The sequence below is a fragment of the Microbacterium wangchenii genome (genome assembly GCF_004564355.1).
Classification (GTDB): Bacteria; Actinomycetota; Actinomycetes; order Actinomycetales; family Microbacteriaceae; genus Microbacterium; species Microbacterium wangchenii.
Window position 1 is genome coordinate 917,575 of the sequence record NZ_CP038266.1, and the last position, 22,994, is coordinate 940,568.

Consider the following 22,994-nt stretch of genomic DNA (forward strand, 5'->3'; position numbering starts at 1 on the left):
CGCTCCAGGACCGCAGGTGCTGCAGCACCACGGTCGGGTCCACCTCCGGGACCAACCGGCACCGTCGTCAGGACGCGCCGCTCACCGGCTCGTGCCCGCTGGGAGGGCGCCGGCTCGGTGGAGCCCTCCTACGTCTGACCCCTCTCCGAGGCGCACCGCTCCTCCTCCTCAGAGCCCGCGTAGGACGAGTCGCGAAGACGAGGTCCGCCGGCTCGGTGACATCCGACCCGATGGAGCCGCTACGCCACCTCGTCCCCGTCGTCGGACAGGATCTGGTCAAGCACGCACACGATGTGCACCTCCGCCATGGCCGAAGTCTGACGGAGGTCTCGATCGATCAGCTGCCCGATCTTCCCGATGCGGTATCCCAGCGTATTCGCGTGGATGAACAGGCTCGCGGCAGCCTCCCGGTGCCGGAAGTCGCTCGCGGCGAGCGCCCTTAAGGTCTTCACCAGTTCGGAGCCATGGCGGGCGTCGTGCAGGCGCAGTGGGCCCATCACGCTCGTCAGGAAGCGCGCCAGGGTAGCCGAAGCCGCAGCTTCCAGGAGCACGTGGGACAGGCCGATCTTCCCCCCGTCGATGAGGCGAGCTGAACCGCGCCGGCGCGCCGCGAGATCCAGCAGTTTCCCGGCGACGCCGATGACGCCCTGGAGGTCGGCGAGATCCTCGACATGGTCGAACTTGACCGTGGTCCAGGTGCCCCGCTGCGATTGTAGTGACAGGGCCAGCGCGTCGCCGAGGGGAGATGCTCCCGCCGCGACGGACTGCAGGGCGACCAGTCGGCGACCCAAGCGCGAGACGAAGGCTGTCGGGCGTCCGAGAACCGGCCGGACCGACTGCGCGATGCGCGATGCGACCTCGGCGTCGCCGTCCACGGCATCCAGCGACGACACGGCGACGTGCACAGGGAACTCCAGCGCGAAGTCGTGGCCGCTGAAGAGCCTCCTGACGGCCTCGACCTCGCTGGCGCCCTCGGCCGCGAGGAGTCGCTCGAGCAGGTCTTCCAGCACCCGTTCGCGGGTCTGGTCGCTTTCGGCCATCACGGCCAGTTCTCGTTCCAGCGCCACGCCGAGATATCCGAGCACCTGGATGCTCGTGTCGTCCGCATCGACCGCAAGAATGCGCAGCTCACCCAGTTGGGCCGCTTGCACGGTCAGCGCGCGATCGAGCACCACCATGCCGCGTGGTGCGCAGCCCTCGCCGCGGCCGGCGAGCAGCGGCAGCCAGCTCTCGGCATGCGGCGGTGCGGCTTGGGCGATGCTCCGCCCGGCAGTGTCTCGGACGACGATCGCCGTGTCCGCGGCCGTCGCTGCCGCGGACACGAGGGACTCCAACCCGGCGCGAGAGAGAGAGGCCCGCGTCAACGCCTGATGGAAGTGCTCGAGCCGGAGCCGGTCCTGGAGGTTGCGCTCGAGCGTCTCGAGCTGGGCCGCGCGTTCGGTCTGCAGGATGGAGGCCCTGATGGCGGCAGCGGCGAAGTCGGCGACGGCGGCCGCCGCGTCCATCTCCACCGCCCCGAAGCTGTGCGGCTCAGCGAAATACAGACTGAGCACGCCGAGGACCTTGCCCCGTGTGCTCAGCGGAAAGGTCGCCATGGAGCGCACCCCGCTCTTGCGGGCGACGTGATGCCAGTACGCCAGGCGCGGCTCGGCGGTGATGTCCTCGATCCTCACGGGCGCGCCGTACCGCCAGGCTTCGGTCACCGGTGTCCAGTAGCTGCTCAGCTCGGACTCTTCGATGCCGTGTTCGAGATAGTTCGCCGGTAGCCCGTAGCTCCCGGTGACCGTGGTGGCACCGTCTCCCCAGATGACCAGTGCCGAGCGGCATCCGGTGACGCGCGCCGCGGAATACGCAACGTGCTGGAAGAACGAGGAGATGTCCTCGCACTCGTTCAGCTGGCGCGCCAGCGCCGCGAATGTGCGCAGCCACTCCACATCCGCTCCGACCGCTGAACGGTCGGCCTGGATCTGCTCCATCACGATGTCTCGCCCCCGAGCGACAGGCTCAGGAGAGCGCTCCATCGTCGCCCTCCTGACCCTAAGTCGAATGCTCCGGCGCCGCTACCCTTCGACCGCCACTGCGGAGTCCTTCACCAGACCCAGCGGGATGCGGTTGCGGATCGCCGCTGCGCGCCAGATGAACACCGCCGCACCGATAGCGAAGATGACCGCAGCCACGATGAGCGCTCCGGTGTAGCTGCCGGTTGTGTCGCGGAACAGGCTGAACACGTACGGCGCCCCGATGGAGCAGACGCTGAAGATCACGACGATGACGGAGAAGGCGATCGCGAAACTGCGCTCGCCCAGTTCGCGGAGGATGAAGTAGCCCATCATCTCCGTCTCTCCGCCGGCGACCGCGGCGAAGGCGATGATGCCCACGAGCGCCATGCCGAAGCTGAGGGGGCTTCCCAGTCCCAGCAGCAGGGCGCCTACGAATCCCAGACCCAGGAAGACGACGGCCACAACGTAGCGGGGCAGGACATCGAGCAGGAGGCCGGAGACGACGCGGCCGAGCGCGGCGGCGACGAAGAACATCGACAGGATCGTGGCGGCGGACGCGGGATCCAGGCCACCCGTGGTCAGCACGGGGAACATGTTGGCGAGGAAGCCGCCCACGGGCATCACCATGAAGGCGAAGGCGATGCCGAGGGCCCACACGTCGCCGTTGCGCACAGCGCTGCGCAGGGTGGTCAGCGGCTCCTGCTGGTCGACCGCCTCGATCAGAATCGCCGTGTTCTCCGTCGTCTCGGTGGGGTCGGCCTGGACGTCCTTGCGGATCCGGATGCCCCACAGCGACACCGGCACGGTAATCACCAGGAGGATGCCGGCGATCACGAGGTAGCCCGCGCGCCAGCCCCACTGACCGATGACCGAGACGAGGATGGGCGACAGGATCGCCACCGACACTCCCGCGGTCAGGCCCATGAGCGACAGTGCCTTTCCGGCGCTCTTGCGGAACCAGCTGACCACGGTGCGGTTCCACGGCACCATCGACACGGCGGCGACGAAGGCGCCCGCGACCAGGCCGAATCCGTAGTAGACCGGCAGGATCAGAGGGAGGGAGACGAAGATGCCGATTGAGGCCACCAGACCGATCAGGCCGAACAACACGACGCGCTTCGGCCCGAATCGCTGCACGGCCTTGCCCACGAACGGAGTGGAGATCGCGGTGACGACACCCATGATCGGTGAGAGGAGAACCTGCGAGGACGTCCAGCCGGTGTCGGCGATGATCGGTTCGATGAACAACGACGACGTGTTCGTGATCATCACGCCCGCCGTCCCCCACCCGACGGCAGCGGCGACCGCAGGTTTCCAGCCCGCGCGCCATTCGTTGGGGGTCTTGGTGAGTACTTGATTCATTTCATCTCCATTGATGTGCGGATCGGGTGTCATGTTGTGATGAAGACCGGGAGGACCTCTCCTCGGGTGGGCATCGGGTACGTGGCTGCCACGCGTGTCCCCGCGCGCAGCTCGGTGAGATCGTCGCACTCCAGAGGGGCGAGGATCCACGGGCCCTCGTCCAGGGCGATGAGGCCCCCGAGAGAAACGACGGCCTGAGAGCCGGAGTCGTCGGGGCGGGCGCGCCCCACGATCCAGGCCACGAGCTTTCCCCGCCCGCTGGCCTCGCTCCACACCAGCGGCGCGGCGGGGTCGCGCGGGTCCGACCGGACGCCGGGACCGAAGTAGGTCCCGTCCCCGGCCCGACGAAGTAGGAAGCGGCCGTCGCGCGTAGCGTCGAAGAAGCGTGCGGAGGCCTCGTCGCGCTCCACCGGGAACCGCGCAATCGGAGATGTCATGCCGCCACCGCCTCGGCACGCAGGGTTGCGACAGGGCTCAGGATCAACCCGCCGTGGTGTTCGAAGAATCCGCCGTTGCCGGTGACCAGCACGACGTCATGGTCGGCCACCTGGCGCTCACCGCCCTCGCCGCGGCACTGGATGATCCCCTCCGACAGCGGCGTCATGCCCCACATGTAGTAGCTCGACAGCTCGCCACCGCCTGTGTTCACCGGGAGGCTGCCCCCAGGCGCGATGGCGCCGCTTTCGACGAAAGGGCCTCCCTCGCCCTTCTGGCAGAACCCGTAATCCTCGAGGGTGACGAGCGTGGTGTAGGTGAAGCAGTCGTAGAGCTCGGCGACGGTGACGTCGGAGCGATCGATACCCGCCATCGCGAACAGGCGTGGAGCCGCCTCGGCAGCGCCGGTGCGGATGCCGAAATCGCCGCCGCGCTCCATCGACTGGGCCAGGTGGCTCTGCGCCCACGCGACAACGTTCACGGCGGCATGCGGCCCGTCCGCCGCCCGTTCGGCCGAGGTGACGATCACGGCGATGCCCCCGTTGGACACCAGACAGCAGTCGTAGAGCCCGAGGGGATCGGTGATCATGCGCGCCGAGAGGTATTGCTCGAGGCTCAGCGGTGTCCGGTGCTGTGCGAGCGGATTCCTCGTCGCCCATGCGCGCGTGGATACCGCGACCGCTCCCAGCTGCTCCTTGGTGGTGCCGTAGGTCTCCATGTGACGCCGCGCCCCGAGGGCGTACATCGCGGTGGCGGAGTTCACTCCCGACGCGAGCGCATATCCGGCAGTACCGGCGGCGGTGAACCCGCTGTACGCGCCGGCAGACCCCCGGTCTTGCACCAGCGGCGCATCGGCGAACACGCACGCGACCGTCGTGGCCGCCCCGCTCAGAATCGCCAAGGACGCCTGCTGCACCATCGCGGTCGCCGTCGCTCCGAAGGAGTTCACCTCGGCCAGCATCCGGAGATCGCGCATACCGAGGTCCTCCGCGATCCGCAGGCCGATCCGTTCATGGATCCCGCTGCTCACCAGCATGCCGTCGATGTCGCCCACAGCGACGCCGGCATCGGCCGCCGCGCGCACGACCGCCGTGGTGGCGAACTCCGCCGCCGTCTGGCCGAACACCTTGCCAATCTCGGTCATCCCCAAGCCGGAGATGGCCGGCGTTCTCGTCTGGGCCCATAGTGCCACGGGTTCACCTTCCTGCTGCGCTGGGGGTGGTGAGGCGGATCGTTCCGCCCGGCTGGTGCTTCTTTGTATCCGTCGCGCCGACAGCGCCACAACGCGCCCGGCCCATGTTCGTGCTGATCCCGAAGGAAGGGCCTGGCTGTTGGGGACGACCACAATGACTTTCCTTCCGGGCGCCGTTCAGATGGGAAACGGACCGATACGAAGGAGTACCCGTGCCCGCAGCGACCGATAACACGTACTTGCAGGGACTGCGCGTCCTCGAGGTGGCCGACGAACTGGGGGAGTACGCGGGCAAGCTGCTCGCGGGCCTCGGGGCCGACGTCGTCAAGGTGGAGCCCCCGGAAGGGGAGGTGACCCGGGGGTATGGACCATTCCTCGACGACGTTGCGCACGGCGACCGGAGTCTTCACTTCTGGCATTACAATCACGGCAAGCGCAGCGTGGTGATCGACGTGGACACCGCCTCCGGCGTCGACGCCTTTCGTCGGCTGGCCGCCGACGCGGATGTCATCCTCGACACCCGCCCTCGCGGGTATCTCGAGCAGCGCGGACTCGGCCCAGCGGCGCTCGCGGAGGTGAACCCCGGACTTATCTACGCGAAGATCACGCACTTCGGCGAGGATGGCCCGTGGGTCGAGTATCAGGGCAGCGACCTGATACATCTCGCTCTCGGCGGCATGATGATGAACTCGGGATACGATCCCGATCCGCGAGGGCGCTACGACACCCCGCCCATCGCGCCGCAGATGTGGCACGCTTATCACATTGCCGGCGAGCAGATGGTGATGTCGATCATCGCCGCGGCATGCCACCGGATGGTCAGCGGCCGCGGGCAGTACCTGAGCGAATCCGTGCACCAGGCCAGCGCGACCTGCACAGAGAGTGACCACCCCATGTGGGTGGCGTTGCGGATTCCGTACATGCGGCAGACCGGGCGCCACGCGTCGCCGGTTCTGACGACCCGCGCGATCGCCCCTACCAAGGACGGCCGCTACGTGATGCCCTACACCACCTACGTCAAGAACTTCCCCGACAGCTGGCCCGCCGACATCGCGACCCTGCGGGAATACGGCATGCAGGGCGACCTGGACGACCCGCAGTGGGAAGAACCCGCGTACCGGGTGGCGCACGCCGACCTGATCGCGGACCGGATGGACAAGCTCATCGCCCGGTCACGGTTCGACGCCGACCTGTGGCGGGAGATGCTCGCGAAAGGTCTCACCTGGGCGCCTGTGCGCGCGCCGGAGGAGAACCTCGACGACGAACACTGGCGGATGCGGCACACCTACACCGAGGTGGAGCATCCGGAGTTGGGACGGACTTTCACTTATGTTGGTGCCCGGTGGTACAGCGAGCAGGTGTCGTGGCGCCTGGACCGGCGCCCGCCGCTGCTGGGGGAGCATACCGACGAAGTGGCGGCGGACTGGTCCAACGCGAGCGCAGCCCGACGGCCGGTCTCCGGCCCGCACCGTGCCGCGCCCCCCGACACCGTCGGCGCCAGCGTGCACGGTGCTCCGCTGCCGTTGGCCGGCGTCCGCATCGTCGATCTGAGCTGGATGCTGGCCTCGGCCGGGGCCGGTCGGTTCCTCGCCGCCATGGGTGCGGAGGTCATCAAGGTGGAGCACATGTCGCGGCTGGACGGCATGCGGTTCGCCGGCATGCCCTACCCCGATCGCGCAGAGCGCGACGCGGCGACGGCACCGATGCGGTACCCGCAGCAGAAGAGCGTCAACCAATCCGCGAACTTCAACGAGATCAACACCGGCAAGCTTGGCCTGTCCCTCGACCTGAAATCCCAGGAGGGAAGGGCCGTGCTCGAGGACCTTATCCGGACCGCGGACATGGTCGTGGAGGGATACTCGCCGGGGACGATGGATCGGATGGGGCTCGGCTACGAGCGTCTGCGTGAACTCAATCCCCGGATCATCTACGTCCAGCAGTCGGGTTTGGGCCAGCGCGGCACCTACGGCGGCGCCAAGGCTTTCGGGCCCACGGCACAGGCGTTCTCGGGCCTGACCGAGATGTCGGGGTTCCCTCGACCGTGGCCCCCGGCAGGCATCGGATACTCCTACCTCGACTGGTTCGGCGCCTACAACATGGCCACCGCGATGCTGGCGGCGTTGTACCACCGCGACATGACCGGCCGCGGCTGCTGGATCGACTCTTCGCAGGTGGAGACCGGCATCTACCTCCAGGGCTCGGCCTTGCTCGATTTCACCGCGAACGGGCGTTCGTGGAGCCGGTACGGCAACCGCTCGCCGTACAAGCAGGCGGCGCCCCACGGGGCGTACCGTGCCGATGGAGAGGATCGGTGGGTGGCCATCGCGGCGTTCACCGAGGGTCACTGGCGCAGCCTTGTGGAGGTGCTCGGTTCTCCCGAGTGGGCCGGCGTCGATCGATTCGCGACCCTGGCGGGGCGTCTGGAGAACCAGGATGAGCTGGATGCGCTGCTGCAGACGTGCACGCGGCAGTGGGACCGCTACGAGCTGATGCACGCACTCCAGGCGCGCGGGGTACCCGCCGGCGTGACTCAGGACGCGCACGACAAGGTCGAGCTCGACCCGCAACTGCGCCAGCGTCGCTGGCTCGTCGAACTCGTCCACTCGGAGTTCGGTGCGTGGCCCGCGAAGGACTTCCCTGTGACCTTCAGCGCCACGCCCGTACACATCGGTGGACTGAAGGATCGGCATTCGCCGTGTTACGGCGAGGACACCGACGACGTGCTCACCCGGATCCTGGGGATGTCGCCCGCCGACGTGGCCGAGCTACAGCAGCGTGCCGTGGTGTGAGCGCACAGCAGTGCGGAGACGGTCCGGTGCGCCACCGCATCAGGCGTCCCGCGACCATCGCTCGGCGAACGCCTCCGCGCCGCGCGCGAGAAGGGAGACGTCCGACCCTACAAGGAGAAAGGCTGCGCCGGCGTCGGCATAAGCCTCGGCGGCCGCCGGATCAAACGCATTGACCCCCACCGCCGTTCCTGCCGCGCGCACGGCGTCGAAGGCACGGTGGACGGCGGCCACGACATCCGGATGCGTCTGCTGCCCCAGCAGCCCCATCGAGGCGGCGAGGTCGCTCGGGCCGACGAACACGCCGTCCACGCCGTCGACGGCGGCGATCTCGGCCGCCGCGGCGACGCCCTCGACGTTCTCGACCTGCACGAACAGCGACACGTGCGCGTCGGCGTCCTGGAGGTACCCGTCGACGCGGTTCCAGCGACCGGAGCGGGCCAGCGCCGAGCCCACGCCGCGGACGCCGCGCGGCGGGTAGCGCACCGCCGCGACCAGCTCGCGCGCCTGCTCGGGCGAGGACACCATCGGAACCAGGATGTTCTGGGCCCCGAGGTCAAGCACCTGTTTGATGGCGACCACGTCGCCGGACGGCACCCGCACCACCGGGGTCACCGGGTAGGCAGCGATCGCCTGCAATTGCGCCAGCACGCCCTCCAGTCCGTTGGGGGAATGCTCCATGTCGATCAGGAGCCAGTCCAATCCGCCGCCCGCGCAGATCTCGGCCACGAGGGGGCTGCCCGAGCACACCCATATGCCTGCGAGCGGGCGGTCGGCGGCGGCGAGGGCGTCGCGGAAGGTCGGGGTCAGAGAAAGCGGCATGCGATGGTCCCCATCGGTCCGTAGTCGGCCAGGACGGTGTCGCCCGGGTGCACCCACATGGGCCGGGTGAAGGAGCCAGCGAGGATGACCTCGCCCGCCTCCAGCCGGTCGCCGTGCTGGGCGAGCTTGTTCGCGAGCCACGCGACGCCGGCAGCGGGGTGGTTCAGCACCGCCGCGGCGACCCCGCTCTCCTCGATCGTCTCGTTGCGGTACAGCAGCGCCGACACCCAGCGCAGGTCCACCGCATCCGGTGCCGTGGGGTTGCCGCCGAGGATCATGCCCCCGTAGGCGGCGTTGTCGGCGATGGTGTCGACGATCGTGCGGCCCTCGAGCTCGATGTGGGAGTTGAGCACCTCGAGGGCGGGGACGACGTACTCCGTCGCGCGCAGGACGTCGAACAGCGTGCACGCCGGGCCCTCGAGCGGATGCGCCAGCACGAACGCGAGCTCGACCTCGATGCGCACATTGGAGTAGTCCGCGTGCCGCAGCACCGAGCCGTTCTCCCACACGGTGTCGTCGAACATGACGCCGTAGTCCGGCTCACTGATGCCCGTGGCCGCCTGCATGACCTTCGAGGTCAGGCCGATCTTCCGGCCGACGAGGCGCCGGCCGTCGGCTACGCGAGCGTCGCGCCACATCCGCTGGATCGCGTAGGAGTCCTCCACCGTGGCCTCGGGGTACCGCGCGGTGATGCGCGGGATGACACCGTGCGTGCGGTCGGCCTCGGCGAGCTCGGCCGCGATCGCGGCGATGGTCTCTGCGTCGAGCATGGGTGGTCTCCTTCGTTGTCAGACTAGCGAGCCCCGATTCCCGAACTCCGCAATTCCGGGGCCGGATCCGGCCGAAACCCGCCGGGCGGGCCCGGCCGGGTCCGATCTTGAGGAGTTCGGGTGGCAGGGAGGCGGCTCCGCCGGGGGAGGCGGCTCCGCCGGGGGAGGCGGCTCCGCCGGGGGAGCAGCCCGGTCGGGCCGCCGGCTTTCCGAACTCCGCAATTCCGGGGCCGGATCCGGCCGAAACCCGCCGGGCGGGCCCGGCCGGGCCGATCTTGAGGAGTCCGGGCGGCGGGCCGGGGTCAGAGCTGGTGGCCGAGCTTGTACTCGCCCTGCTTGTACTCCGGCATCGACTCCTCGCCCTCGTCGCGGCGCGTGTAGGAGAACCCGTCGGCGCCGATGGTGACGGCCATCTCCGACGTGTCGGTGCGGGCGACGACCTCCTTCGGGTTGCCGTCGAGGTCGAGCACGAGCGATGCCTCGGTGTACCACGACGGCACGACGGGGTTGCCCCACCAGTCGCGGCGCTGGTTGTCGTGCACGTCCCACGTGATGACGGGGTTGTCCGGGTCGCCGGTGTAGTAGTCCTGCGTGTAGATCTCCACGCGGTGCCCGTCGGGGTCGCGCAGGTACAGGTAGAACGCGTTCGAGACGCCGTGGCGGCCGGGGCCGCGCTCGATCGCGTCCGAGCGGCGCAGGGCGCCGAGCTTGTCGCAGATCGCGAGGATGTTGTGCTTCTCGTGCGTGGCGAAGGCGACGTGGTGCATGCGCGGCCCGTCGCCGCCGGTCATAGCGGTGTCGTGCACGGTGGGCTTGCGGCGCATCCACGCCGCGTAGACGGTGCCCTCCTCGTCCTGGATGTCCTCGGTCACGCGGAAGCCCAGGTCCTGCATGAACTTCACCGCGCGCGGGACGTCGGGGGTCACCTGGTTGAAGTGGTCCAGTCGCACGAGCTCACCGGGGATGTGGAGGTCGTACCGCCACGCGAGACGCTCGACGTGATCGGTCGCGTAGAAGAACTCGTACGGGAAGCCGAGCGGATCCTCCACGCGCACCGAGTCGCCGATGCCCTTGGTGAAGCCGCCTTCGCGACGCTCGACACGGCAGCCGAGCTCGGAGTAGAAGGCGACGGCCTTGTCCAGGTCTTCCGGCGTGCGCACGCGGTAGGAGAACGCCGCGACGGCGGCCACCGGACCCTGCCGGAGCACGAGGTTGTGGTGGATGAACTCCTCCGTCGAGCGCAGGTAGATCGCCTCGCCGTCCTCCTCCGTGACGTACAGGCCCAGTACGTCGACGTAGAACTGCCGCGAGGCGGCCAGATCGGTCACGACGAGCTCCATGTACGCGCAGCGCAGGATGTCGGGCGCCGGCGCCGAGGGGGTGGGGATGGGGTTGTCGGTGGCGATGGGCGCCTCCTGCGACACGTAGAAGCCGGAGGAGGTGAGGGTCATATCGTCGCGGTGGGACATGTCGCTTCCTTGCGGATCGGGAGGGTCAGTGGGATGCGGCGGCGTCGGTCTTGCCGAAGGTGGGGTTGTGCACCGCGCCGAGGGTGATGTGCACGGCCTGCTGGTCGGTGTAGAAGTCGATCGAGCGGTAGCCGCCCTCGTGCCCCAGGCCGGAGGCCTTCACTCCGCCGAACGGGGTCCGCAGGTCGCGGACGTTGTTGGAGTTCAGCCACACCATGCCCGCCTCGATGGCCTGCGCGAAGTTGTGCGCGCGCTTGAGGTCGTTCGTCCACACGTAGGCGGCGAGGCCGTACTTCACGCCGTTGGCCAGGGCGAGGGCCTCCTCGTCGGTGTCGAACGGCGTGATCGCCACGACCGGGCCGAAGATCTCCTCCTGGAAGATGCGCGCGTCGGGGGCGACGTCGGCGAACACCGTCGGGGCGACGTAGTTGCCCGTGGGGAAGCCCTCCGGGCGACCGCCGCCGGCGACCAGGCGCGCCTCGGTCTTGCCGATCTCGATGTAGCTCATGACCTTGTCGTAGTGCTCGGGGTGCACGAGCGCCCCGACCTCGGTGGCCGGGTCCTGCGGGTCGCCGACGACGACGCGCTCGGCCTGTGCCGCGTAGCGCTCGACGAACTCGTCGTACACGTCTCGCTGGACGAGGATGCGGCTGCCTGCGGTGCAGCGCTCGCCGTTGAGGGAGAACACCCCGAAGATCGTCGCGTCGATCGCAGCCTCCAGGTCGGCGTCGGCGAACACGATCGCCGGCGACTTGCCGCCCAGCTCCATGGACAGGCCCTTGAGGTACGGCGCGGCGTTGCCGAAGATGATCTGTCCCGTGCGGCTCTCGCCCGTGAAGGAGATCAGCGGCACGTCGGGGTGCTTCACGAGTGCGTCGCCGGCGTCTTCGCCCAGGCCGTTGACGAGGTTGAACACACCCTGCGGGAGCCCGGCCTCCTCGAAGATCCCCGCCCACAGCGAGGCGGACAGCGGCGTGAACTCGGCGGGCTTCAGCACGACGGTGTTGCCGGTGGCGAGAGCCGGGCCGAGCTTCCACGACTCGAGCATGAAGGGCGTGTTCCACGGCGTGATGAGGCCGGCGACGCCGATCGGCTTGCGGTTGACGTAGTTCATCTGGCGCCCCGGCACCTTGAACGCGTCGTCGGTCTGCGCCACGATCAGGTCGGCGAAGAAGCGGAAGTTCTCCGCCGCCCGCCGCGCCTGCCCCAGGGCCTGCGTGATCGGCAGTCCGGAGTCGAAGGACTCCAGCTCCGCCAGGCGCGCGTCGCGCGACTCGACGAGGTCGGCGATGCGGTGCAGGATGCGGGCGCGCTCACGCGGCAGCATCCGCGGCCACGGCCCCTCGGCGAACGCGCGCCGCGCGGCGGCGACGGCGAGGTCGACGTCGGCCTTGGTGCCGGCCGCGGCCTGCAGGTAGGTCTCGTTGGTCACCGGGTCGAGCACGTCGAACGTGCCGCCCTCGACGGAGTCGACGAACTGACCGTCGATGTAGTGCTGGATGCGCGTGGGCAGGTCGGTGGGGATGTGGCGCGGGTCGGTCATGGCGTTCTCCTGTTCAGGACGTCGGGAGGCCGAGGGCCTCGCCGGGGTGCTCGTGGGTCAGATAGGCGTCGAGGGTGGCCGAGCGGTGCCGGCGGGAGGCGTGCTCGATGTCGGCGAGGGGTGCCCCCGCCTCGATGAGGGCGAGGATGTTCTCGTGCTCGCGCACCGACTCGGCGGCGCGGCCGGGCACGAAGCTGAAGGTCGACTCGCGCAGATGCCCGAGGCGCGCCCACTCGGCGCGGACCAGGTCGAGCATGCGCGGGTTCGCGCACCGCTCGAACAGCGTCGCGTGGAACTCCTGGTTGAGGCTCGTGAACGCGCGCGGGTCGAAGTTCTCGAGGGTGCGGATCATCTGCTCGTTGATGGCGCGCGCGCGGCGGACGTCGTCGACCGTGAGGGCGCGGGCCGACAGCGCGGTGGCGGCACCCTCGAGGATGCTGAGGGCCTGCATGCTGAAGCGGTACTGCGAGTCGTCGACCATCGACACGCGCGCGCCGATGTTGCGCTCGAAGGTGACGAGGCCTTCCGCCTCGAGCTGGCGGATCGCCTCGCGGACGGGGACGACGCTCATCCCCAATTCGCCGGCGATCGACCCGAGGACGAGGCGGTAGCCGGCGGTGAACTGCTGTCCGGTGATCCGCTCCTTGATCCAGGAGTAGGCCTGCTGCGACTTGCTGCGCGACGTGTCCGGCGCGTGGGCGTCCGCCTCGGGATCCTGTCGCAGGGTCACCGGCCGCTCCGCTCCGCGTCGTAGCGCGCGCGCCATTCGGCGTTCATCGGGAACAGGCCGTCGACGGGATGCCCCGCCTTCACCTGAGCGGCGATCCACGCGTCCTCCTCCTCCTGCGCGAGGGCGGCGTCTGCCACTTCCTCGGCCAGGGCCGGGGGGATCACGAGAACGCCGTCGCCGTCGCCGACGATGATGTCGCCGGGCTCGACCGTCGTGCCGCCGCATCCGATCGCCACGTCGACATCCCACGGCACGTGCCTGCGGCCGAGGACGGCGGGGTGGGCCCCGCGGGAGAAGACGGGCAGCCCGATCTCGGCGACGGCGTCGTAGTCGCGCACGCCGCCGTCGGTGACGATGCCTGCCGCCCCGCGGGCCTGGGCGCGCAGGGCCAGGATGTCGCCGAGCGTGCCGGAGCCGGTCTCGCCGCGGGCCTCGATGACGATGACCTCGCCCTCGCCGACGGAGTCGAAGGCGCGCTTCTGCGCGTTGTACCCCCCGCCGCGGGCGGCGAAGAGGTCTTCGCGGCCGGGGACGAAGCGCAGCGTGCGCGCCGTGCCGACGAGCTTGCTGCCCGGATGCATCGGACGCACGCCGTCGATCGTGACGTTGTTCAGCCCGCGCTTGCGCAGCTGCTGTGACAGGCCCGCGACGGGGACGCGCGTGAGCTTGTCGCGCAGCTCGGGGGAGAGGACGGGGGCTGCGGGCAGGCCGGCCGCTTCCCGCGAACCCCACGCCTCCGCGCGCTGGGTGTCGTTGACGGCGGGGAGGGACCCCAGTGACGCGTCGAACGCGTGCGCCCCCTGCACGACGGTGGTCTCCAGGCGCCCGGTCGAGGCGTCGCCGGCGCTGACCTCGACCTCGACGCGGTCGCCGGGGACGACGACGCTGGAGCCGGCCGGCGTGCCGGTGAGGATGACGTCGCCGGTTTCCAGCGTGAAGTGCTGCGAGAGGTCGGCGACCATCTGGGGGAGGGAGAAGATGAGCCCGGCCGTGGTGTCGTCCTGCACGAGGTCGCCGTTGACCCACGTGCGCAGGCGCAGCCCGGCCGGGTCGACGTCGCGGGCGTCGAGCAGGCCCGGCCCGATGGGGGTGTACCCGTCGCCGCCTTTTGAGCGGACGTTGGAGCCCTTGTCGTTCTCGCGCAGATCGTACAGGCCGAAGTCGTTGGCGGCCGTGACGGCGGCGACGTGGTCCCACGCCTCCTCCGCGCGCACGCGGCGCGCGGGCTCGCCGATGATCAGGGCGATCTCGCCCTCGAAGGCGAGCAGCTCGGTGCCGTGCGGGCGCTCGATGCTCGCGCCGGTGGGGGCCAGGGAGCTGGCCGGCTTGAAGAAGTAGGAGGGGTGTGCGGGGCGGCGCCCGCGCTGGTCGGCCCGGGATGCGTAGGCCAGGTGCACCGCGATGATCTTGCCGGGGCGGCGGGCCAGGGCAGGGATGCGGGGATCGTTCAGGTCCGTCGGGGTCATCCGAGCTCCTTCGCTCTTGCGTCGTATCTCAAATCGTATATCATTCATGCCAGGCGGGCAAGATGCCGCCGCATCCCGACACAGACGTCTTCCCCCCGACAGCGGCGTCCGAAGGAGTTCCGACATGAGCAGACCCGTCCCCACCGGCCCCGAGGGCTTCACCTCCACCGGAACCATCTCCAGCCCCACCGACCGGCGCCGCGTCGTGTTCGCCACGGTCGTGGGGACAACGGTGGAGTGGTACGACTTCTTCCTCTACGCCTCGGCGGCCGGCCTCGTCTTCGGGCAGCTGTTCTTCGCCCCCGCCGGCGAGGGCTTCGCGCAGATCCTGTCGTTCATCACCGTGGGCATCAGCTTCCTCTTCCGCCCCCTCGGCGCCTTCCTGGCCGGCCACCTCGGCGACAAGTACGGCCGCCGTCTCGTGCTCATGCTCACGCTCGTCCTGATGGGCGTGGCCACGACGCTCGTCGGTCTGCTCCCCACCTACCAGGCGATCGGGATCGCTGCGCCGATCCTCCTCATCGTGCTGCGCATCCTGCAGGGCATCTCTGCCGGCGGCGAGTGGGGCGGCGCGGTGCTGATGGCCGTCGAGCACGCCCCGAAGACCCGCCGCAGCCTGTTCGGCGCATCGCCGCAGCTCGGAGTGCCGCTCGGGCTCCTGCTGGCCAGCGGCATGCTCGGGCTCATGGCCATCATCGCCCCCGGGGACGCGTTCCTGGAGTGGGGCTGGCGCATCCCGTTCCTGCTGTCGTTCGTCCTGATCCTGATCGGCCACTACGTGCGCCGCCGTGTGGAGGAGAGCCCGGTGTTCCTCGAGCTCTCCGAGCGCAAGGAGCAGACACGCATGCCGATCGTGCAGCTGTTCCGCAAGCACGCGCTGCTCGTGATCATCGCGGCGATGGTCTTCGCCGGGAACAACGCCGTCGGCTACATGACCACGGGCGGCTACATCCAGCGCTACGCCACCGACCCGGAGGGTCCCGTGGGCCTGCCCACCGCCGATGTCCTGGGCGCCGTCACCATCTCCGCCGTGTCGTGGCTCGTGTTCACGTGGATCGCGGGATGGGCGGGAGACCGACTCGGCCGCCGCAACACGTACATCATCGGGTGGATCGCGCAGCTGGTGGGCGTCGTGCTGCTCTTCCCGCTCGTGAACACCGGCAGCATCGGCCTGCTGACCCTCGGGCTGGTCGTGCTCACGGCCGGCCTGGGCTTCACGTACGGCCCGCAGGCGGCGCTGTACGCCGAGCTCTTCCCCGCTTCGATCCGGTTCTCCGGAGTGTCGATCTCCTACGCCATCGGTGCGATCCTCGGCGGTGCGTTCGCTCCGACGATCGCGCAGGCGCTCGTGCAATCGACCGGATCGACCGACGCGGTCACGTGGTACCTCGCCGGGATGACCCTGCTGGGGCTGATTGCCACGCTGCTCCTGCGCGACCGCAGCGGCATCCCGCTGGGTCCCGACCACGAGGAGCTGCAGGCCCGCAGCCCGATCTACGGCGCAGCCAAGGCCTGATCCGGGGCGGCGTCAGCCGGCGTGGGCGATCTCCTGCCAGAACGGGGCGATCACCGCGCCGCTGACGCGCAGGTCCAGCAGCAGGAACGGGCGCTCCTCGGGGGAGCGGGCCGTCCATTCGGCCACCGCATCCAGGTCGGCGACGGTGCGTACGACGACGCCCTCCGCGCCGAAGCCGCGCGCGACGGCGGCGAAGTCCACCTCGGGGATGAGCATCGGATCGAGGGCGAGACCCTTCACGCCGTAGTTGTTCACCTCGGCGCCGTACTGCGCGTCGTTCCACACGACCGCGATGCCCCGGCCGGCGGCCACCCGCACGGCGGTCTCCAGGTCGGCGAGGGCCATGAGGCCGCCGCCGTCGCCGGTCGTGAGCACGATCGTCGACTCGGGGCGCGCCACGGCGGCGCCGGGGACGCTGGGAAAGCCCAGCCCGATCGACTGATAGGCGGTGCCGACCATGATCATGCGGTCGGGGGATGCCACGGGCCAGTACATGTTCGACCAGCCCAGGAAGTGCCCGCCGTCCGAGACGATCACGCGGTCCTCGGGGAGCAGCTCGGCCAGGCGCAGCGCCGCCGACCGGGGATCCAGGCGGCCATCCGGTCCGGTCCCGGCCCCCGGCTCCTGCTGGCGTGCCGCCGCCACGTCGACGCTGTGGCGCCAGTCCGAGGGGCGCGCGCCGCGCGCACGAAGGCGCCGCAGGATCTCGCCGGCGACCTCGGCGGCGTCACCGCGGACATAGCCCCCGACGTTCGGATGCGTCGCGGTGGGCGCCACGTCCACCTGGAAGACGCGCGCGCCGGGGGCGAAGAGCTCGCCGAAGCGCATCGTGAACTGGTTCAGCGCGGCGCCGAAGACCACCGCCACGTCGGCCTCCCGCACGAGCGCCATCGCGCCGGGTGCGCCGAAGCCGCCGGCGACGCCGAGGTCGAAGCGCGCGTCGGGGAAGAGCCCCCGCCCGAGCGCCGTGCTCGCCGTGAGCGCCCCCGTCGCCTCGGCCAGGTCGCCGAGCACCGCCCCGGCGCTGGCCAGCCACGCGCCGCGGCCGCCGAGGAGGACGGGGCGGCGGGCGCCGGCGAGCGCCTCGACGATCCCGTCGAGGACGGCCTCGGCGAACGGGGTGCGCGGCGGCAGCTGCGGGTCGGGCACCGGATCGGCCGTGGCGGGGACGGGGCCGGCGTCGCGCGTGGCGAGGTCGTACGGGATCGCGAGGACCACGGGGACGCGATACGTGTGGGCGTGCTCGATGGCGATCGCGACGGTGGCCGCGGCATCCCGGTGCCCCACGGTGTACGTGCGGGCGCCGACGCCGTCGGCCAGGGCGATCTGGTCCACGCCCCACGGCCGCAGGCCCGAGGTCGGCTCGTCGCCGACCAGGAGGACGAGCGGCGTGCGGGCCTGCACGGCTTCGGCCAGCGCGGTGAGGGTGTTGGTGAAGCCGGCGCCGTAGGTCGCGGTCGCCGCGGCGATCCGCCCCGACGCGCGGAAGTATGCATCCGCCGCCGCGACCCCCGCCGCCTCGTGGCGCACCGCGACGAAACGAGCCGCGGTGTCGCGCTCGAGAGCGTCGAGGAAATAGGCGTTGCCGTTGCCCATCACGCCGAACACGGTGTCGAGAGAGCGCGAGAGCGTGGCGGCGACGTGGGCGGAGACGGAGGGCATGGCGAAGCCTTTCGAGACGGGGGACGGGGTGGGCCGTATGTGTCTCGCGCGCTGGCCGAGCGGCTGCGTGCCCCTTTTCCGGGCACCGGCGCGGGGGAGTCGCCGGACGGTGGCAAGTATAGGACGGTCACCGGATGCGCGCGGCGCCTCGACGCGCCGTCCATCGCACGCGCGAGGCTGTACGCGGTGTATATCGATGGCGATGCGTGCTGGTGGCCACAATGGAGGGGAAGGTATCGATCGAGGAGGACGGAACATGAGCGTGTCGCGCGAGGAAGAACTGCTGGCATCGGTCCCTGACGGCCTGTATATCGCGGGGCAGTGGCGCGCGGCGGAGGGGGGCAAGACGCTCGACGTCGCCGACCCCGCCACCGGCGACGTCATCCGCTCGATCGCCGACGCCTCGGTCGCCGACGGCGCCGCGGCCATGGACGCCGCCGCGGAGTCCTTCCCGGCCTGGGCGGCGACACCCGTGCGCGAGCGCGCCGAGATCCTGCGGCGCGCCTTCGACCTGCTGCAGGCCCGCCGCGAGGACATCGCGCTGCTGATGACGCTCGAGATGGGCAAACCGCTCGCCGAGGCGCGCGGCGAGGTGGCCTACGGCGGGGAGTTCCTGCGGTGGTTCAGCGAGGAGGCCGCGCACGTCCAGGGCCGCTACGGCGCCAACCCCGAGGGCACCGGCCGCATGATCGTCACGCAGCACCCGGTGGGTCCGTGCTTCCTCATCACGCCGTGGAACTTCCCGCTCGCGATGGCCACGCGCAAGATCGCCCCCGCCCTCGCCGCGGGGTGCACCGTCGTGATCAAGCCGGCCTCGCTCACGCCGCTGACGACCCTGTTCTTCGTCAAGCTGCTCGAGGAGGCGGGCGTCCCCGCCGGCGTCGTCAACGTCATCACGACCTCCACGACCGGACCGGTGTCCGAGCGCATCATCCGCGACCCGCGCCTGCGGAAGCTCTCGTTCACCGGATCCACCCCCGTGGGCCAGCGTCTGCTGCAGCAGGCCGCCGAGGGCGTGCTGCGCACGTCGATGGAGCTCGGGGGCAACGCGCCGTTCGTCGTGTTCGACGACGCGGACCTGGACAAGGCCGTCGAGGGCGCGATGCAGGCGAAGTTCCGCAACATCGGCCAGGCCTGCACGGCGGCCAACCGCTTCATCGTGCACCGCTCGGTCGTCGAGGAGTTCACGCGCCGCGTCACCGAGCGCGTGCAGGGCATGCGCATCGGGCGCGGCACCGAGGACGGCGTGCAGATCGGCCCGCTCATCGATGACCGCGCGGTCGCGAAGGCCACGCAGCTGGTCGGTGACGCCGTCCAGCGCGGCGCCACGGTCACCGTCGGCGGCGCGGCCGTGGACGGCCCCGGCACCTTCTACCAGCCCACCGTCGTCGCCGACGTGCAGCCGGGCAGCGAGATCCTCCGCGAGGAGATCTTCGGTCCTGTCCTCGCGATCGTGCCGTTCGACACCGAGGACGATGCCGTGCGCATCGCCAACGACACCGAGTACGGTCTGGTGTCCTACGTCTTCACCGAGAACCTCGCCCGCGGGCAGCGCATGATCGAGCGCCTGGAGACGGGGATGATGGGGCTGAACGTCGGCGTCGTATCCAACGCCGCCGCGCCCTTCGGCGGGTGGAAGCTCTCCGGCCTCGGGCGCGAGGGCGGCGCCGAGGGCATCCACGAGTACCTGCAGACCAAGTACACGCTCACGGCCAACCCGTTCGCCTGAGCGACGGGGCGGGGCGGATGCGGGGGCATCCGCCCGGCGGCCGCCGGAGGCATACTGGACCGATGACGCGCAGGCACGACAGGGCAAGCGGGCCCTTCGCCGGGCGCTCCCTGTGGTGGTGGGGGAGCGCGGCGGTCATGGCCGTCGCGGTCGTCGGCGCCGTCGTGCTGCTCGCGCTGCCGTTCTGACCCGCGTTTCGCGCGGCGGAAATGGATCCGCGTCGCCGCGACCCCCGCGGTATGGTTCACGGCATGAGTGCCTACCCGGTCGCCCCGGTCCTGTACGAACTGCCGGCCGACCTGCAGTCGGAGTCGGTCCTGCAGAGCTTCATCGATTGGATCGCCGAGCACCGCGGCATCCGCCTCGACGGCTATCGCGACCTGTACGACTGGTCGATCACGGATCTCGACGGGTTCTGGGAGTCGGTCTGGCAGTTCTACGGCGTGCACTCGAGCACGCCGTACACGGCCGTGCTCGCCGAGGAGCGCATGCCCGGCGCCGTGTGGTTCCCCGGCGCACGGCTGAACTACGCCGAGCACGTGCTCCGCGGCGACGGCACTCGCTGCGCTTTCGTCGCGTACTCCCAGACCCGGCCCCCGCAGGAGTGGACCGTCGACGACCTGCGGGCGGAGGTGGGGCGCGTGCGCACCGGCCTCGTCGAAGCAGGGGTGGGCCTGGGTGACCGGGTGGCGGCGTACCTGCCGAACATCCCGGAGACGATCGCCATCGAACTGGCCGTGGTGAGCCTGGGCGCGGTGTGGGCGACGTGCGCGCCGGAGTTCGGCGCCTCCAGTGCCATCGACCGGCTGAGCATCATCGAGCCGAAGGTGCTGTTCGCCGTCGGCGGCTATCGGTACGGGCGCAAGAGCATCGACCGGACGGCCGAGGTGGCGGAGATCACGGCGGCGATCGGGAGCCTCGAGCAGGTCGTCGAGGTGGCCTATCCCACCTACGTCCTGCCCGACGCGATCCGGTACGACGACTTCGGCGACGGCGGCGCGGACGACGTCACGTTCGAGCACGTCCCCTTCGACCACCCGCTCTTCGTCATCTTCACTTCGGGCACCACCGGCAAGCCCAAGGCCATCACTCATTGCCACGGCGGGATCCTGCTCGAGCATCTCAAGAACCACGGTCTGAGCTGGGGGCTGCGGGAGGGCGATCGCCTGATGTGGTACTCCACGACCGCGTGGATGGTGTGGAACACCCTTCCCTCCGTGCTCCTGGTGGGCGCGTCCGTCGTGCTGTACGACGGCGACCCCACCTTCCCCGACACCCGCGAGCTGTGGCGTGTCGCGGAGGAGACGAACCCCGACGTCCTGGGCATGAGCCCGGCGTACATCCGCGGAAGCCGGGCCGCGGGGGTCGACCCCCGCACCGAGTTCTCCTTCCCCCGGTTGCGGCAGCTGTGCGCCGTGGGCAGCCCGCTGCCCCGCGACGGCTACCGCTGGGTGCATGAGCAGTTCGGAGACCGCGTCCTCCTCAACGTCGGATCCGGCGGTACCGACGTGTGCAGCGGCATCGTGCAGGGCGCGCCGCTGCTCCCGGTGTACGACGGGCAGATCTCCGGCTCCGCGCTGGGTGTGGCCGCCGCCGCGTTCGACGAGAACGGCGAGGCGGTGCTGGATTCCCCCGGGGAGCTGGTGATCCGCCGGCCCATGCCGTCGATGCCGGTCGGGTTCTGGGGCGATGACGACGGGTCGCGCATGCACGAGGCGTACTTCTCCTCGTACCCCGGCATCTGGCGGCACGGCGACTGGGCGGTCTTCCACGCCGACGGCTCGTGTCAGATCACCGGGCGCTCGGACGCGACGCTGAACCGTGGCGGCGTGCGCCTAGGGACGAGCGAGTTCTACCGCGTGATCGACGCCGCACCCGACGCCGAGGACGCCCTCGTGGTGTTCCTGGAGGGTGAGGGCGAAGACGCCGAGACCGGCCGGCTGCTGCTGTTCGTGCAGATGGCGGGCGGGGCGTCGCTGGACGACGAGCGGCGGGCATCGTTCGCGCGGATGCTGCGCAGCGAACTGTCGCCGCGCCATGTCCCGGACGAGATCCACGCCGTCCCGGCGATTCCGCTGAACCGCACGGGGAAGAAGCTGGAGGTGCCGGTCAAGCGGCTCCTGCAGGGCCGCCCCCTCGCGGAGGTCGCTCAGCTGGGGGCCGTGGCCGATGCCGGCGCACTGGAATGGTTCGCGGAGTTCGCCCGGACCCGATCGGCACCGGTCCTGGACGCATCCACCCCGTGATGACCGGAGGCCGCCGCCCCGAGGGGCGACGGCCTCCGACCGGCTGTGGCGTCTAGCCGTTGAAGCTCTCGATGCACGAGGTCACCGGGTCGATCGAGAGGGCCGGGTCGTCGTACTCCGCCTCGTACTTCTCGATCAGGGTCCAGTAGTCCTCCAGGACGCCCTCCGCGTTGGTCAGGCCCGCGGCGGTGGCGTTGCGCACCCAGAGTTCCTCGTTGGTGTAGGTCTCGCCGTCCACGAGCGCGCCGAGCTCCTCGAACTCGGCCACGGTCTCCTCATCCCATGCCGTGAGCGTCTCGACGTTGGGGATGGACGAGATCATCTCGCACTGCTCGTCGGTCCCGACGAAGTGGGTGCCGTCGGCGCTGTCGTAGCCGTTCTTCCACACCTCGATCTCCGCGCCCGAGTTCAGCTCGTCCGCGACCTCCTCCAGGGTCGCCTTGATGTCGTCGGGGAACTCGTCGTAGTAGTCCTTCGCCCAGTACATGGCGAACTCGGAGTACACGCCCTGGCCGGTGTCGACCCAGTGCTTGAGGACCTCACCGAGCTTCCACGCCACGACGAAGTCCATGGCGCCGGCGGCCGCGCTGACGAGGCCGGTGGAGAAGGAGTTGTACGCCTCGTCGGCGGTCACCTGTGTGGGGACGACACCGGCGGCGGCGAAGTTGGGCGCCGCGATGGTGCCGGCGGTGCGCATCGTCAGACCCTCGAGGTCGGCCGGTCCTTCCAGCGGCGTGTTGGACCCGACCAGGATGTTGCCGACGGACCACGTCGACACCGAGTACAGGTTCTTCGCGTCCAGGAACGCCTTGACGTCCTCGTTGGTCTCGGTCAGCTCGGCCATCGCCGCGGTGATCGCCGCGGAGTTCGTCGGGCCGAACGTGATCTCGGGCAGGGAGTTCGGCACGAAGATCGACGGCTGGTAGTTGGGCACCGTGACCAGCAGCTGGGCGCTGCCGTCCTCGATGCACGCGTACTGGTCGGCCTGCGCACAGATCTCGTTCGCGGTGGTGCGGTTGAACGTGATCGCGCCGTCGGTGCGCTCCTCGACCTGATCCATGTACCACTCCTGGGCGGGGCGGAGGACGGACTGGTCGGCGGCGACCGAGGTGATCGTGACCTCCCATTCGCCCTCGGCATAGTCGCCGCCGCCCTCGCCGCCGGAGCTGGGGGCCGGCGAGCCGCTGCAGCCCGCCAGGACGGCCACCGCCGTCGCTGCGGCCGCGACGGCCGTGGCCAGTCGTCGTTGGTTGCGTGAAAACATCG

General features: G+C 70.2%; 17 protein-coding genes. 5 read left to right on the forward strand and 12 right to left on the reverse strand.

Features of this window, described 5'->3' with window-relative positions; all coding sequences use genetic code 11:
- Positions 1–239 precede the first annotated feature (239 nt).
- The 4 genes from E4K62_RS04315 to E4K62_RS04330 all read right to left on the reverse strand — a co-directional run bounded on the left by E4K62_RS04315 (position 240) and on the right by E4K62_RS04330 (position 4,941).
- Positions 240–1,976: a GAF domain-containing protein gene (locus E4K62_RS04315; RefSeq protein WP_205805879.1), complete on the reverse strand. Its 1,737-nt coding sequence runs from the start codon at positions 1,974–1,976 to the stop codon at positions 240–242.
- An 84-nt stretch (positions 1,977–2,060) separates the two neighbouring features.
- Positions 2,061–3,362, reverse strand: a complete 1,302-nt coding sequence (locus E4K62_RS04320; RefSeq protein WP_167747734.1) for an MFS transporter — start codon at positions 3,360–3,362, stop codon at positions 2,061–2,063.
- A gap of 29 nt (positions 3,363–3,391) precedes the next feature.
- Positions 3,392–3,799 (reverse strand): Zn-ribbon domain-containing OB-fold protein, encoded by a 408-nt coding sequence (locus tag E4K62_RS04325; protein WP_135063990.1) that lies wholly within the window; start codon positions 3,797–3,799, stop codon positions 3,392–3,394.
- On the reverse strand, positions 3,796–4,941 hold the full coding sequence (locus tag E4K62_RS04330; protein ID WP_135063993.1) for a thiolase family protein: 1,146 nt from the start codon (positions 4,939–4,941) through the stop codon (positions 3,796–3,798). The genes E4K62_RS04325 and E4K62_RS04330 overlap by 4 nt, the downstream gene beginning before the upstream one ends.
- Before the next feature lie 260 nt (positions 4,942–5,201).
- Between E4K62_RS04330 and E4K62_RS04335 the strand changes: the two genes are divergently transcribed.
- Positions 5,202–7,778, forward strand: coding sequence for a CaiB/BaiF CoA transferase family protein (locus E4K62_RS04335; protein WP_135063997.1), 2,577 nt, complete (start codon positions 5,202–5,204; stop codon positions 7,776–7,778).
- Between the two features lie 39 nt (positions 7,779–7,817).
- Here E4K62_RS04335 and E4K62_RS04340 read toward each other — a convergent pair whose 3' ends face one another.
- The 6 genes from E4K62_RS04340 to E4K62_RS04365 form a co-directional block, all read right to left on the reverse strand.
- On the reverse strand, positions 7,818–8,597 hold the full coding sequence (locus tag E4K62_RS04340; RefSeq protein WP_135064000.1) for an HpcH/HpaI aldolase family protein: 780 nt from the start codon (positions 8,595–8,597) through the stop codon (positions 7,818–7,820).
- Positions 8,582–9,367 (reverse strand): fumarylacetoacetate hydrolase family protein, encoded by a 786-nt coding sequence (locus E4K62_RS04345; RefSeq protein WP_135064003.1) that lies wholly within the window; start codon positions 9,365–9,367, stop codon positions 8,582–8,584. The genes E4K62_RS04340 and E4K62_RS04345 overlap by 16 nt, the downstream gene beginning before the upstream one ends.
- A 302-nt stretch (positions 9,368–9,669) precedes the next feature.
- A complete protein-coding gene (gene hpaD, locus E4K62_RS04350; protein ID WP_135064006.1) occupies positions 9,670–10,836 on the reverse strand; it encodes a 3,4-dihydroxyphenylacetate 2,3-dioxygenase in 1,167 nt (388 codons plus the stop codon).
- A 25-nt stretch (positions 10,837–10,861) separates the two neighbouring features.
- Positions 10,862–12,379 carry a 5-carboxymethyl-2-hydroxymuconate semialdehyde dehydrogenase gene (gene hpaE / locus E4K62_RS04355; protein ID WP_135064009.1) on the reverse strand — a complete coding sequence of 506 codons (1,518 nt, stop codon included), beginning with the start codon at positions 12,377–12,379 and terminating at the stop codon, positions 10,862–10,864.
- A gap of 13 nt (positions 12,380–12,392) precedes the next feature.
- Entirely contained in the window at positions 12,393–13,109 is a 717-nt protein-coding gene (locus tag E4K62_RS04360; RefSeq protein ID WP_240742815.1) for a GntR family transcriptional regulator, read from the reverse strand.
- Positions 13,106–14,575, reverse strand: a complete 1,470-nt coding sequence (locus E4K62_RS04365; RefSeq protein ID WP_135064015.1) for a fumarylacetoacetate hydrolase family protein — start codon at positions 14,573–14,575, stop codon at positions 13,106–13,108. The genes E4K62_RS04360 and E4K62_RS04365 overlap by 4 nt, the downstream gene beginning before the upstream one ends.
- Positions 14,576–14,699: 124 nt before the next feature.
- Between E4K62_RS04365 and E4K62_RS04370 the strand changes: the two genes are divergently transcribed.
- Complete coding sequence (locus tag E4K62_RS04370) at positions 14,700–16,091, forward strand: MFS transporter (RefSeq protein WP_135064018.1); 1,392 nt, start codon at positions 14,700–14,702, stop codon at positions 16,089–16,091.
- Positions 16,092–16,103: 12 nt separating this feature from the next.
- Here E4K62_RS04370 and E4K62_RS04375 read toward each other — a convergent pair whose 3' ends face one another.
- Positions 16,104–17,753 carry a thiamine pyrophosphate-binding protein gene (locus E4K62_RS04375; RefSeq protein WP_135064021.1) on the reverse strand — a complete coding sequence of 550 codons (1,650 nt, stop codon included), beginning with the start codon at positions 17,751–17,753 and terminating at the stop codon, positions 16,104–16,106.
- Positions 17,754–18,009: 256 nt separating this feature from the next.
- Between E4K62_RS04375 and E4K62_RS04380 the strand changes: the two genes are divergently transcribed.
- The 3 genes from E4K62_RS04380 to E4K62_RS04385 all read left to right on the forward strand — a co-directional run bounded on the left by E4K62_RS04380 (position 18,010) and on the right by E4K62_RS04385 (position 21,728).
- The gene (locus E4K62_RS04380) at positions 18,010–19,482 is read left to right on the forward strand and encodes an NAD-dependent succinate-semialdehyde dehydrogenase (RefSeq protein ID WP_135064024.1); all 1,473 of its coding nucleotides are present in this window, start codon (positions 18,010–18,012) and stop codon (positions 19,480–19,482) included.
- Between the two features lie 62 nt (positions 19,483–19,544).
- The gene (locus E4K62_RS18975; RefSeq protein WP_261799175.1) at positions 19,545–19,670 is read left to right on the forward strand and encodes a hypothetical protein; all 126 of its coding nucleotides are present in this window, start codon (positions 19,545–19,547) and stop codon (positions 19,668–19,670) included.
- 63 nt (positions 19,671–19,733) lie between these two features.
- Complete coding sequence (locus tag E4K62_RS04385; RefSeq protein WP_135064026.1) at positions 19,734–21,728, forward strand: acetoacetate--CoA ligase; 1,995 nt, start codon at positions 19,734–19,736, stop codon at positions 21,726–21,728.
- A 52-nt stretch (positions 21,729–21,780) separates the two neighbouring features.
- On the opposite strand, the gene E4K62_RS04390 is transcribed toward E4K62_RS04385, so the two are convergent.
- Positions 21,781–22,992, reverse strand: a complete 1,212-nt coding sequence (locus E4K62_RS04390; RefSeq protein WP_135064029.1) for a TRAP transporter substrate-binding protein — start codon at positions 22,990–22,992, stop codon at positions 21,781–21,783.
- Between the last annotated feature and the right edge of the window lie 2 nt (positions 22,993–22,994).